The sequence below is a fragment of the Bradyrhizobium sp. CCBAU 53415 genome (genome assembly GCF_028128735.1).
Taxonomy (GTDB): Bacteria; Pseudomonadota; Alphaproteobacteria; order Rhizobiales; family Xanthobacteraceae; genus Bradyrhizobium.
Window position 1 is genome coordinate 347,215 of the sequence record NZ_LBJF01000025.1, and the last position, 12,686, is coordinate 359,900.

Consider the following 12,686-nt stretch of genomic DNA (forward strand, 5'->3'; position numbering starts at 1 on the left):
TCAACCCGCTTTGGGCACGAACGCGCCCGGCGGAATGTGGCCATCGACATAGGCGTGCTGGAGCGCGTCCAGCTGCACCCACAGCACGTTGGTCTTGAAGATCAGCGCGTTGCAGACGGAGGCGCGCTCCTCCGGAGTCCTCGCATGCATCTTGACATAGTCGAGCGCGAAATTGGCATCGCGCGGCGCCTGGGTCAGGCGCCGCTTGAAGTAGCTCATGATGTCCGGATTGACGAAATCGTAATGCTGCAGCATGCCGGCGATGCGCTCTTCGTGGATGCTTGGCGCGAACAGCTCGGTGAGCGAGGAGGCGATCGCCTCCAGCGGGCTCTTCTCGCGGCAATAATGCACATAGGCTTCCACCGCGAAGCGCGTCGCGGGCAGGATGCCTTCGGTGGATTCCACGTAAGCGGTGTCGAGCCCGAGGCCTTCGGTCAGCTTCAGCCAGCGTTCGATGCCGCCTTCGCTGCCGACATCGCCGTCATGGTCCTCGATACGATGGCGCCATTCCAGGCGGGTGGCGCGGTCGCGGAAGCGCGAGATCACCACCGCGTCCTTGATCGGGATCGTGCTCTGGTAATAGTAGCGGTTGAGCGCCCAGGCCTGCACCTGGCCCTTGTTCAGCTTGCCGCCGTGCAGCAGCTTATGGAACGGATGCAGGCTGTGATAGCGCGTCGCCCCGATATGGCGCAGCGTTGCCTCCAGCTCCTCGGCGGAGTTGAGCCTGATATCCCTGCCGATCGAGAGCGCGGTCATTCCAGTCAGTGATGCGGCATTCACAGCACGATCTCCGTTCCATCCGCGGGTATCTGCCAGCCCGCCTGCTCCGCGGCTTTGCGCTCGGGCGAGCCGGGCAGCAGCACCGGATTCGAGTTATTGATATGCAGAAACAGCTTCCTGTCGATATTGAGGTCGGCCAGCCGCGCGATGGCGCCGTCGTCGCCGGACATGGCGACATGTCCCATGCTCTTGCCGGTCTTGTGGCCGAGGCCGGCTTTGATCATCTCGTCGTCGCGCCAGACGGTGCCGTCGAAGAACACCAGCGCGGCGCCGTCGATCTCGACCTTGAGCGCGTCGGTCACCTCGGCGCAGGCCGCGATGAAGTAGAAGAACTTGCCCGTGGCCTTGTCGGTGATCTTCAGGCCCAGCGTGTCGCCGTCGCCGCTCTCACCGCCCGGATGCACCTTGCCTTCCAGATACCATGCCGATTTGCCCGGCACCGCGAAGGGCAGCACCTCCAGGCCGGAGCGCGCACCATCCGGCAGCCGGGGCTCGAACGGCTCGCGGAGAGCGATCGGCTGGCGCCGCACGTTCTTCTCGTTCAGCACGTTGAAGATGCTGTTGGCGCCGAGGATCGCCAGCACCTTCTCGTGCGCATACACCGTAAAGGGCGAGCCCTCGCGCATCGACAGCAGGCCCGCCACCGCATCGACTTCGCTGTTGGTCAAGATCACGCCCGCAATCGGCGTGTGACGCAGCGCGCCCGCCTTGGGGTGCAGCAGTGGCGTGGCATTCAATTGCTGGCGCAGGTCCGGGGAGGCATTGATCAGGAACCAGTGCTCGCCGTCGCCGCTGAAGGCGACCGAGGCTTGGGTCCGCTGAAGCTCACGGCCGCCGTGACGAGCCGCCCGGCAGCCCTCGCAGCCGCAATTCCACTGTGGAACTCCGCCGCCGGCCCCGGCGCCCAGGACGACGACGCGAAGCATGATCCGTCTCCTGGAGGCAAATTCGCGAGGTGGATCTCAGGCCGACACAAATCCTGTCTTCCGGAAACGCATCGTGACCGAACGACGGCGGGCCGAAAGATCCACCTGCGCAGAACGCGATCTCGCCAGCCGCTTACTTGCGGGTGGCGCTCACATACATGTTGATTTCCATGCCGCAGGGCACTTCGACGATCTTCGGGGCTTTCCAGGCCATTTCGGCTCTCCATTTTGCGAAATCGGGACGTATCCGCCCGCCCAATAGACTAATGCTGGCGGAGAAGTTCGCCAGTGAAATTTTCCCGACCTAGGTAGTAGACCGGCAGAATTGCTGCATTGCAAAGAGAGCGCATTGCGGCCGTAAAGATGAGCGAAGCCATACGCAAAATAGCCAATAGGTCGTGATTCCTGTCGGGATAAACGAGTTGTGAGTATGGAATGGCTTCTATTCGGCTACAGGCGACCCCATTGGATCAAGCATGCCCAGATATTTCTTCAACACCCGCATCGGCGACGAATTGATCGTGGATCCTGACGGCGAGGACCTGCGCAACCCCGATCGCGCCTGGGAGGTCGCGCGCCAGATGATTCTTGAAGTCGTGAAGTCGGAAGGCACCCAGCGGGCCCTGCTGGAGGCAGTCATCGAGGTGACCGACGCCGATGGTGAGATCGTGCTGGAGTTTCCCTTCACCGAGGCCCTGCTGGACCTGCCGGACCCGTCCGCGACGCGGCATTAGTTGTCGAGCTGAAACGCAACCGCGGCGGCGGTGCGCTCCCTCCCTGCAAGCGGGGGAGGTTGCAGCGTGCGCGCGGAGAGACCTGCGCAGTGTTGACGTACGGTCCTCCACCCCCGCGAAATCCGCATGGCCTTGCCGCGTTCCCGGCGCTAAAAGACGCCGGTCACACGGAGCAAGCCATGCAAGATCTCTGGCGCCTGTCGGCTGCCGACCTCGCCACCCTCGTCAAATCCAAAAAGGTGTCCGCCAGGGAAGCCGCGCAGGCCGGCCTCGCCCGCCTGGACGCCGTCAATCCCGCGCTCAACGCGGTGATCGACCATCGGCCCGAGGACGTGCTCAAGCAGGCTGATGCCGTCGATGCCGCGATCGCGCGGGGAGAGGACCCCGGTGTGCTCGCCGGCGTGCCGGTCACCATCAAGGCCAATGTCGACCAGGAAGGCTTTGCCACCACCAACGGCCTGAAACTCCAGCGCGACCTGATCGCGCGCGAGGACAATCCGGTGGTCGCCAATTTCCGCAAAGCCGGCGCCGTCCTGCTCGGCCGCACCAACTGCCCGGCCTTCTCCTACCGCTGGTTCACCACCAATCTCGTTCATGGCGACACCAAGAACCCGCGTGATGCCACGCTGACGCCGGGCGGCTCGTCCGGCGGCGCCGGCTCGGCGGTCGCCGCCGGCATCGGCCATATCGCCCATGGCACCGACATCGCCGGCTCGATCCGCTATCCCGCCTATGCCTGCGGCGTGCACGGCTTGCGCCCGACGCTCGGCCGTATCCCCGCCTTCAACCCGGCGCTGCCGGAGCGCCCGATCGGGCCGCAGATCATGGCGGTCTCCGGCCCGCTGGCGCGCACCGTCAACGACATCAGGATCTCGCTCGAAGCGATGTCGGCCCGCGACATCCGCGATCCCTGGTTCGTGCCGGTGCCGCTCGAAGGCCCCGCGCGGGACAAGCGCGCCGCGCTCTGCCTCAATCCGGGCGGCCTTGCCACCACGCCGGAGGTGAAGGCGGCGGTGAGCGATGCCGGCAAGCGGCTGGAGCGCGCCGGCTGGACCGTCGACATCATCGAGGACACGCCGCCGATGCGCGAGGCGGTGGAGTGGCAGATCAAGCTCTGGCTCGGCGACGGCTATGAGGCGCAGCTCGAGATGGCCGAACGCGAGGGCGACCCCGGCGCGCTGGCGTGCCTGCGCGGCAACCGCGCCAGGGTCACGCCGATGGACCAGGCGAATTATGCGAAGGCGCTGACCCGAAGAGCCACGCTGACCCGCGATTGGATGCTGTTCTTCGAAAAATATGCGGTGCTGCTGACGCCGGTCTCCGGCGAGCTGCCGTTCCCGGATCATCTCGACCGCAAGGACGACGAATCCTTCAAGCGCGTCTGGGAAGCGCAGCTGCCGCAGATCGCCATTCCCTTCATGGGCTTGCCGGGCCTCGTGGTCTCCACCGGCCTCGTCGGCAAGGCACCGGTCGGCGTGCACATCGTCTCGGGCCGCTATCGCGAGGATCTGTGCCTGCTCGCAGGCGAGGCGATCGAGGCGGGCGGCGTGCCGCCGTCGCCGATCGACCCCGTGAGCGAGCGATGACCGTCATCTACGACTTCAAGGCCAACTCGCTTGCCGGCGAGGAGGTGCCGATGCGGCGTTTCGAGGGACAGGTGCTCCTGATCGTCAACACCGCGAGCAAGTGCGGCTTCACGCCGCAATATCGCGGCCTCGAGGATCTCTACCGCGATCTCTCGCCGCGCGGCTTCTCGGTGCTCGGCTTTCCCTGCAACCAGTTCGGCGCGCAGGAGCCGGGGCAGGCGAGCGAGATCCAGGCGTTCTGCTCCACCAACTACGACGTCACCTTTCCGCTGTTCGAGAAGATCGACGTCAACGGCGCCAACGCGCATCCTCTGTACGAGTACCTGAAACGTCAGCAATCCGGCCTCTTGGGCGCCTCCATCAAATGGAATTTCACCAAATTCCTGGTGGACCGTGCCGGCAAGGTGGTCGCGCGCTACGCGCCGACCGCGCGGCCCGAAGGATTGCGGCAGCAAATCGAGACCCTGTTGTGAGCGAGACGATCATGAGCGAAGAATTTCCGGACCGCCTGTCGGTCGATCCGAACAGCCCCTACTACAACGCGGACATCCTGGCGCGCGACGTCGGCATCCGCTTCAAGGGCATCGAGAAGACCAATGTCGAGGAGTACTGCATCAGCGAAGGCTGGGTCCGCGTCACCGCCGGCAACGCTAAGGACCGCCACGGCAATCCGCTGACCATCAAGGTGCACGGGCCGGTGGAGCCGTACTTCAGGGACAAGAGGTAGCTATCGCGCGTCGGACGTACCACACCCTCCGTCGTCATGCCCGGGCTTGACCCGGGCATCCACGTCTTCGAGCTTGCTCCGTGGCAAAGACGTGGATGGCCGGGTCAAAGCCCGGCCATGACGAGTGGAGCGAGCTAGCCAGGAAGAGAGAACAAATGTCCGTCCGCATCGTCGACGTCCGCGAGGTCACAAAGCCGATCTCATCGCCGATCCGCAACGCCTATATCGACTTCACCAGGATGACGACGAGCCTGGTCGCCGTCGTCACCGATGTGGTGCGCGAGGGAAAACGCGTCGTCGGTTACGGTTTCAACTCGAACGGTCGCTACGGGCAGGGCGGCCTGATCCGCGAGCGGTTCGCCGCGCGCATCCTCGAAGCCGATCCGAAGTCGCTGCTGGATAGCCCCGGCGACAATCTCGACCCCGACAAGGTCTGGGGGGCGATGATGACCAACGAGAAGCCGGGCGGCCATGGCGAGCGCTCGGTCGCGGTCGGCACCATCGACATGGCGGTGTGGGATGCGATGGCGAAGATCGCGGGCAAGCCGCTGTTTCGCCTGCTCGCCGAACGTCACGGCGTGACCGCCAATCCGCGCGTCTTCGTCTACGCCGCCGGCGGCTACTACCATCCCGGCAAGGACCTCTCGATGCTGCGTGGCGAGATGCGCGGCTATCTCGACCGCGGCTACAACGTCGTGAAGATGAAGATCGGCGGCGCGGGAATCGAGGAGGATCGTAAACGTATCGAGGCTGTGCTGAAGGAGATCGGCAAGGACGCGCAGCTCGCGGTCGATGCCAACGGCCGCTTCAACCTGGAAACCGGCATCGCCTACGCAAAGATGCTGCGCGACTATCCCTTGTTCTGGTACGAGGAGGCCGGCGATCCCCTCGACTACGCGCTGCAGGCCGCGCTCGCCGAATTCTATCCCGGTCCCATGGCGACAGGCGAGAACCTCTTCAGCCATCAGGACGCCCGCAATTTGATCCGCTACGGCGGCATGCGCCCCGACCGCGACTGGCTGCAATTCGACTGCGCACTGTCCTACGGCCTGTGCGAGTACCAGCGCACGCTGGAGGTGCTGAAGACCCACGGCTGGTCGCCGAGCCGCTGCATCCCCCATGGCGGCCACCAGATGTCGCTCAACATCGCGGCCGGTCTCGGTCTCGGCGGCAACGAGAGCTACCCCGACCTGTTCCAGCCCTATGGTGGCTTCCCAGACGGTATCAGCGTCGAGAACGGCCACATCACCATGCCGGAGCTGCCAGGCATCGGCTTCGAAGGCAAGTCGGATCTCTACAAGGAGATGAAGGCGCTGGCGGAGTAGGGGCGCGAAGGGTACGCCACACACTCCGCTGTCATGCCCCGGCTTGACCGGGGCATCCAGTACGCCGCGGCCGATGTAGCGAGAGCGAGCTCTTCAACGCCAGCCTCTGGAATACTGGATCGCCCGATCAAGTCGGGCGATGACACCGTCTTTGGAGCCAAATCTTGCCCCCCTACGACAACCGCATATCCAGCAGCCGCCGTCCTTCGCTCTTCAGCAGTTTCTTCACCGCGCTCGACGCCACCACCTCGCCGTCATTGGCGTAGACCTCGTGGTTCTTCTCGATGTCATCGAGGCGGTAGAGGTAGTTGACCATGATGCCCGACGACTCGCGCATGCCTTTCGGCGAGAGGTCTCCGAGCCAGTTGATGCGCTCGAGCCTTGCGCCGTTGCCGAGATGGAAGCGGGCGACGGAATCGATCAGCCGGCCCTTCGGCGTGCGTGCCTTGAGGAAGTAATGCGCTGCGAGCGGCTCCAGCACACCGCGCAGCAGCGCGGCCGTCTCGGGGCTCTCGAACCATTTGGGATCGTCGAGGCGCTTCAGCACCTCCCGGTCCTCGTCCGACAGCGGCAAATCCTTGTCCTGCTTCACCCATGGCATGAAGCCCGGCACCGGCGACAGCGTCACGAAGGTGTCGAGCTTCGGCAACTCGCGGCGCAGCTCTTCCACCACCTGCTTGATCAGGAAGCTGCCGAAGGAGATGCCGCCCAGGCCGCGCTGGGTATTGGAGATCGAATAGAACACGGCGGTACGCGCCTTCTCGATGGGAAGGTGCCGGCGGTCGACCGCGAGAAGCGGCGCAATCGCGCCGGGGATGGTTTCGGTCAGCGCCACCTCGACGAAGATCAGCGGCTCGTCGACCATGGCGGGATGGAAGAAGGCGTAGCAGCGGCGGTCGACCGGATCGATGCGGCGGCGCAGATCGTCCCAGTCGCTGATCTCATGCACGGCTTCGTAACGGATGATCTTTTCGAGGATGTTGGCCGGGGTCGACCAGTCGATCCTGCGCAGCACGAGAAACCCCCTGTTGAACCACGAAGAGAGAAGGTGCGAGACGTCGCGGTCGAGCGCGGCGAGATCGGTGTGCCCGTTCATCATGCCGAGCAAGTCCGCGCGCATGCTGACGAGATCGCCGGTGCCGCCCGGCGCACGGTTGAGGCGGCGGATCAGCTCCTGCCGCCGCGGCTCGGAGGCGAAGTGCAGGGAGCTCGCGTCCTCGTCGCTCGGCTGGGCGCGCCATTCCTCGATCGCCCTGGACAGGCGCTCCCGATCGGGGCCGAAATCGCGCACCAGTCCCTCGAAGAAGGCGCGGCGTCCTGCCGCATCCAGCCCCCGGTAGATGTCGAGCACCTCACGCGCCATCGCCGTGCCGGAGGCTTCGCCCCGGCCCGACAGCAGCGCATCGCAGAGCTCGATCAGCCCATCGGCACCCCGCCTGGTGTCGGCGGAGTCTCCACGGCGAAGCAGCGTGCGGCCGCGCTCGGAGATGGTGGCGAGCAGGTCGGAGAAGAAGGCGTTGGCCATCTGGGCTTTCGTGTCAGGTTTGTGCGAAGCGGGAGCTTACACGGGATTTGGGTGGAAGCCGATCACAATCAAGCAGGGGGATATGGCATCTTTAGTTGGGCCGTGCGTTTGGAGAATGCCGTCATGCCCGGGCATGACGACCTCTTGTCAATGCCGGCAGCCTACTTCCCCGCAAACTCCGTCGGCGTCCGTCCCGTCACCTGGCGGAACGCGGCCGAGAATGCCGGCACGCTGGCGTAGCCGAGCTGGGTGGCGAGCTGCTTCACCGACACGCTCGCATCCGTCGACAGGCGCTGGATCGCGGAGGCGATGCGGGCACGCTGGCACCAGCTCTTGAAGCTCAGCTGCGTCTCGCTCGAGAACAACCGCGACAGCGTGCGCGCGGAAGTTCCGACCTCGCGCGCCAGCGCCTCGATCTCGTGCAGGCCGGTGGGATCGTCGAGCACGATCATGGCGGCGCGGCGGCAGCGCGGCTCGCGCGGCAATGGCACGAAGGTCGCGGAATCCTCGGCCTGGTGCAATTCCAGCATCACGAGGCGTACCAGGAGCGCGGTACGTTCCTCGGTATTGCCAGTGTCGAACAGCGCCAGGATCGCCTGGTGCAGCAGCGGCGAGACCCGCACCACGAACTCGCTGGTCAGACCGCTGTAACGCCGCTCGCGCTTGAGCCAGGGCAGCTCGAAATACAGCGTGCGCATCTCGATGTCGGCGAGCAGGTCGATGGCATGCTCGAGCCGGGCCGGCACCCAGACCGCACGGTCCGGCGGCACCAGCCAGCGTCCCCCGGGCGTCGTCACCTGCATCGTGCCCTTCGCGGCATAGATCAGCTGCGCCTCGCGGTGCAGGTGCGGCTCGATCCGCATCCCCTTCGGATAATCGCGGGCGACCAGGTGCACGCCCGCGGGCGAGCGGTGATTGCTCCGGACCTCCCGCAGGATTGGCGTTTCCAAGATTGGCGTTTCCAAGACAGTCATTGGCGGCATCCCGTCATGGGCACGACATATAACTCATTTCGGAGCAGGAGAGGATTCGTATGAACAGCCCCGGTCGGGTCATCAGTTTCGTCAACGCGGGCCATTTCATCGACCACTATTCGATGCTGATCTTCGCCGCCGCCGTGATCATCATGGGCCCGGCGCTCGGCATGGCCTATTCGGAACTCCTGCCTTACGCGACGCCGGGCTTCGTCGCCTTCGGCGCCGGCTCGCTGCTCACCGGCTGGCTCGGGGACCGCTGGAGCCGCCGCCATATGATGCTGATCTTCTTCGTCGGCATCGGCGCCTCGATGATCGCGGTCGGCTTCGTGCAGACACAGGTCGAGCTCGGCGCGGCGCTGCTCGCGATCGGCATCTTCGCCTCGATCTATCACCCCGTCGGCACCGCCATGATCGTGTCCTATGCCGACAGGCTCGGCCGCGAGATGGGCATCAACGGCGTCTGGGGCAATCTCGGCGTTGCCTCCTCCGCGCTGGTCACCGGCGTGATCGGCCAGTATCTCGGCTGGCGCTTTGCATTCATCGTTCCCGGCGTGGTCACGGTCCTGATCGGTATCGGCTTTGCGATGAGCGTCGTGCACGAGGACCGCAAGGGCTCGAAGCAGGCCGCGGCGCAGGCGCGGGTGGCAAGGCAGGACATGTGGCGCGTGATCCTGGCGCTGCTGATCGTGGTGATCGCGATCTCGACGACCTTCAACGCCGTCACCGTGGCGCTGCCGAAGCTGTTTGCGGAGCGGCTGGCCGATCTCACCAGGAGCCCGGCGTTGCTCGGGGTCATCGCCGCCTGTGTCTACGTGTTCGGCGCGATGACCCAGTACACGATCGGCCGGCTGCTCGACCGTTACTCGCTGAAGACGGTGGCTCTGCCGCTGTCCTTCATGCTGGCGCCGTTCCTGTATCTGGCCGCGAGCCTGTCCAATTTGCCGCTGATCGTGGTCTCGATCGGCATCGTCATGGGCGCATTCGGGCAGGTCACGGTGAACGACGCCATGGTCGGCAAGTACACCACCGAGGAGTGGCGCTCGCGCGCCTATGCCGTGCGCTATTTCGTCGGCTTCACCGCGGCGGGCGCGTCCGTCGGCCTGGTCGCCTGGCTCTACGAGCAGGGCGGCTTCGTCACCATGCTGCACGCCTTCGCCGCGCTCTGCCTGCTCGCGATCGCGGCCGCGCTGATCCTGCCGCGCGAGATCCGGACGCCCGTGGCGGCGTGAGGGAGCACTGCTCTCGTGTCCCGGACAAGCTGCAACGCGTGAGCGTTGCTGCGCAGAGCCGGAACCCAGAGGCCGCGAATTTCCCATGTTGCATGGGCCCCGGCTCTGCAGCGCACCGCCAACCGGACGATGCTTCGCATCGCCGGGATGGCGCTGCGCTGCGCCCGGGGCACGAGCGTGGCTTGAGGCCGGGATTCTTTCCACTCGCTATTTGCGACGAGGCGTTGCGATGAAGCAGCCGGGAAGGGGCTCTGGCTTGCTCGCAGCAATGACGGTGAACGTCGCCAGGTCACGCATGCCACCCGTCATGCCATTCTGCCAGTGTTTTGCCCGACGGCGCAAGTCGCTTCGGGAGGGCCGAAATTTTAGCAAGGTTTTTCAACCTCATCCCTACTGTGCATGGGGTTGTTTTCGCATTTTTCGTTTTTGACCGCGCCGCGCACGGCGGAACCCGAGCCGCCTTCCGCGGGTTCTGTCCCTGTGGCGCCCCGACACCGGCGCAGATGAAGGGGGAAAGACACCTGCATGCCATGGCGCCTGCTCCGACCGGTCGTCCTCGTTTCCGCGGCGCTTGTCCTCACCACCCTTGCGGCCGGTGCCGAAGCCGGCAAATCGGCCGGACCGTCGGAATTCCTCCTGATCGTACAGATCGCCTTGCTGATCGCGGTCGGCCGCGGGCTCGGCGAGATCATGCAGCGGATCGGCCAGCCCTCGGTGATCGGCGAACTGCTCGCCGGCATCATCCTGGGGCCGTCGCTGTTCGGCTGGATCTGGCCCGAGGCGCAGCACGCGATCTTCCCGAACGCGCCCGAGCAGAGGGCGATGATCGACGGCATCGCGCAAGTCGGCATCCTGCTGCTGCTGTTGCTCACCGGCATGGAAACCGACCTCAAGCTGGTTCGGAAGGTCGGCAAGGCCGCGATCGCGATCTCGATCGCCGGCATCGTCGTGCCCTTCGCCTGCGGCTTTGCGCTGGGTGAGTTCCTGCCCGACGCGCTGCTCCCTAATCCGCAACAGCGCCTCGTGGCCTCGCTGTTCATGGGCACGGCGCTGTCGATCTCCTCGGTGAAGATCGTCGCCGTGGTGGTGCGCGAGATGAACTTCATGCGCCGCAACGTCGGGCAGGTCATCGTCGCGACCGCCGTCATCGACGACACCATCGGCTGGATCATCATCGCCGTCATCTTCAGCCTGGCCTCGCACGGCACGCTCGATATTGCCTCGGTGGCGCAAGCCGTGCTGGGAACGCTCGCCTTCCTCGCCGTCAGCTTCACCATCGGGCGCCGCCTCGTGTTTCAGCTGATCCGCTGGGCCAACGACAATCTCGTCAGTGCGGCGGCTGTCATCACGGTTATCCTGCTGTTGATGAGCGTCATGGCGATGATCACGCATCTGGTCGGCGTCCACACCGTGCTGGGCGCCTTCGTCGCCGGCGTCCTGGTCGGCGAGTCTCCGATCCTGACGCGGCAGATCGACGAGCGCCTGCGCGGACTGATCTCGAGCTTCTTCATGCCGGTGTTCTTCGGCCTCGCCGGCCTCAGCGCCGATCTCTCGGTGCTGCGTGATCCCGATCTGCTGATGCTCACAGGCCTCCTGGTCGTGATCGCCAGCGTCGGCAAGTTCGGCGGAGCCTTCGTCGGTGGCACCGTTGGCGGCCTCAGCACCCGGGAGTCGCTGGCGCTCGCGAGCGGGATGAATGCCCGTGGCTCGACCGAGGTGATCATCGCGACCATCGGCCTCTCCATCGGCGTGCTCAGCCAGAACCTGTTCACGATGATCGTGACCATGGCGATCGTGACCACGATGGCGATGCCGCCGATGCTGCGTGCGGCGCTGGCCCGGTTGCCGATGAACAAGGAGGAGAAGGAACGCCTGGAGCGGGAGGAATTCGAGAAACGCGGCTTCGTTGCCAATCTCGAGCGCCCTCTGCTCGCCGTGGACGAGAGCGTCAACGCCACCTTCGCCGCCCGCATCGCGGGCCTGATCGCCGGCATGCGCGGCCTGCCGATCACAGTGCTGCATATCGGCCAGCGCACCAAGGAGCAGGAGAAAGGGCGCGACGAGAAAGATAGCCACGAAGCCGTGGTGAAGAAGGCCGCCGAGACGGTGTCGATCAACAGCGCTGGAGACACCGGCAAATTCGATGTCGTCACCCGTACGAGGCAGACGGAGCTCGGCGCGACGATCGCTGACGAAGCGCGCAAGGGATTCGACCTCCTGGTCGTCGGCATCGACAGGGTGACCGCGACCAAGGACCGCTTCGACCGGAGGATCGACGACATCGCCGCGCAGTTCGAAGGACCGCTCGCGATCGTCGCGGCCAAGGGCAGGCATCTGAAGCAGCCGATGCCCGACACCCTCAACATCCTCGTTCCGGTTTCGGGCAGCGGCGTCTCCAAGCGCGGCGCCGAGATTGCGGTCGCGTTGGCGCAGGCGGGATCGGGCTCGCTCCGGGTGATCTATGTCGCGACGACGCGCGACAAGGGGGCACAGCGCGGCGCCTCCCGCGGACTGAGCCAGGAGACGGCCATCCTCAAGGACGCCAGCGATCTCGCCGCCCGCTACGACGTCGACATCACCACCACGCTGCGGGTGAACCGGGCGCCGGACGCGGCGATCCTGCGCGAGATCGACACCACCGACGTCGATCTCGTCGTGATGGGGGTCGACCGCATCCAGGCCGATCATCTCTCCTTCGGCGGCGTCGCCGACGCTGTGCTCAGGCAGTCGAAGGTCTCGGTGCTCCTGGTGTCGAGCGGCGAGGTGCGGCAGGCTCCGGCGGAGAAGGCTTGAGCCCTCGCCGTCATTGCGAGCGTAACGAAGCAATCCAGACTCTCACTGCGGAAAGATTCTGGATTGCTTCGCTGCGCTCGCAAT

General features: G+C 65.4%; 12 protein-coding genes. 7 read left to right on the forward strand and 5 right to left on the reverse strand.

The window, feature by feature from the left end:
• From pqqC to pqqA, 3 genes are all read right to left on the reverse strand, one after another.
• On the reverse strand, positions 1-756 hold the full coding sequence (gene pqqC, locus XH87_RS22660) for a pyrroloquinoline-quinone synthase PqqC (RefSeq protein ID WP_442868299.1): 756 nt from the start codon (positions 754-756) through the stop codon (positions 1-3).
• Between the two features lie 20 nt (positions 757-776).
• The gene (pqqB, locus tag XH87_RS22665) at positions 777-1,706 is read right to left on the reverse strand and encodes a pyrroloquinoline quinone biosynthesis protein PqqB (protein ID WP_271588956.1); all 930 of its coding nucleotides are present in this window, start codon (positions 1,704-1,706) and stop codon (positions 777-779) included.
• Between the two features lie 133 nt (positions 1,707-1,839).
• Positions 1,840-1,920: a pyrroloquinoline quinone precursor peptide PqqA gene (pqqA, locus tag XH87_RS22670; RefSeq protein WP_007595659.1), complete on the reverse strand. Its 81-nt coding sequence runs from the start codon at positions 1,918-1,920 to the stop codon at positions 1,840-1,842.
• Between the two features lie 262 nt (positions 1,921-2,182).
• On the opposite strand from pqqA, the gene XH87_RS22675 reads away from it, so the two are divergent.
• The 5 genes from XH87_RS22675 to tarD all read left to right on the forward strand — a co-directional run bounded on the left by XH87_RS22675 (position 2,183) and on the right by tarD (position 6,078).
• Entirely contained in the window at positions 2,183-2,440 is a 258-nt protein-coding gene (locus XH87_RS22675) for a DUF6894 family protein (protein ID WP_035714263.1), read from the forward strand.
• 179 nt (positions 2,441-2,619) lie between these two features.
• Entirely contained in the window at positions 2,620-4,026 is a 1,407-nt protein-coding gene (locus XH87_RS22680) for an amidase family protein (protein ID WP_271588957.1), read from the forward strand.
• A complete protein-coding gene (locus XH87_RS22685) occupies positions 4,023-4,499 on the forward strand; it encodes a glutathione peroxidase (protein WP_271588958.1) in 477 nt (158 codons plus the stop codon). Before XH87_RS22680 ends, XH87_RS22685 begins: the two co-directional genes overlap by 4 nt.
• 11 nt (positions 4,500-4,510) lie before the next feature.
• Positions 4,511-4,753: a DUF3297 family protein gene (locus XH87_RS22690; protein ID WP_271588959.1), complete on the forward strand. Its 243-nt coding sequence runs from the start codon at positions 4,511-4,513 to the stop codon at positions 4,751-4,753.
• A gap of 155 nt (positions 4,754-4,908) precedes the next feature.
• A complete protein-coding gene (gene tarD / locus XH87_RS22695) occupies positions 4,909-6,078 on the forward strand; it encodes a D(-)-tartrate dehydratase (RefSeq protein ID WP_271588960.1) in 1,170 nt (389 codons plus the stop codon).
• A gap of 172 nt (positions 6,079-6,250) precedes the next feature.
• Here tarD and XH87_RS22700 read toward each other — a convergent pair whose 3' ends face one another.
• Both XH87_RS22700 and XH87_RS22705 read right to left on the reverse strand, forming a co-directional pair.
• Entirely contained in the window at positions 6,251-7,603 is a 1,353-nt protein-coding gene (locus XH87_RS22700; RefSeq protein ID WP_271588961.1) for a malonyl-CoA decarboxylase, read from the reverse strand.
• Between the two features lie 161 nt (positions 7,604-7,764).
• On the reverse strand, positions 7,765-8,586 hold the full coding sequence (locus XH87_RS22705; RefSeq protein WP_271588962.1) for an AraC family transcriptional regulator: 822 nt from the start codon (positions 8,584-8,586) through the stop codon (positions 7,765-7,767).
• 50 nt (positions 8,587-8,636) lie between these two features.
• On the opposite strand from XH87_RS22705, the gene XH87_RS22710 reads away from it, so the two are divergent.
• Both XH87_RS22710 and XH87_RS22715 read left to right on the forward strand, forming a co-directional pair.
• Positions 8,637-9,809 (forward strand): MFS transporter, encoded by a 1,173-nt coding sequence (locus tag XH87_RS22710; protein WP_035716283.1) that lies wholly within the window; start codon positions 8,637-8,639, stop codon positions 9,807-9,809.
• A 525-nt stretch (positions 9,810-10,334) separates the two neighbouring features.
• Positions 10,335-12,602: a cation:proton antiporter domain-containing protein gene (locus tag XH87_RS22715; protein ID WP_271588963.1), complete on the forward strand. Its 2,268-nt coding sequence runs from the start codon at positions 10,335-10,337 to the stop codon at positions 12,600-12,602.
• The last annotated feature ends 84 nt before the right edge of the window (positions 12,603-12,686 follow it).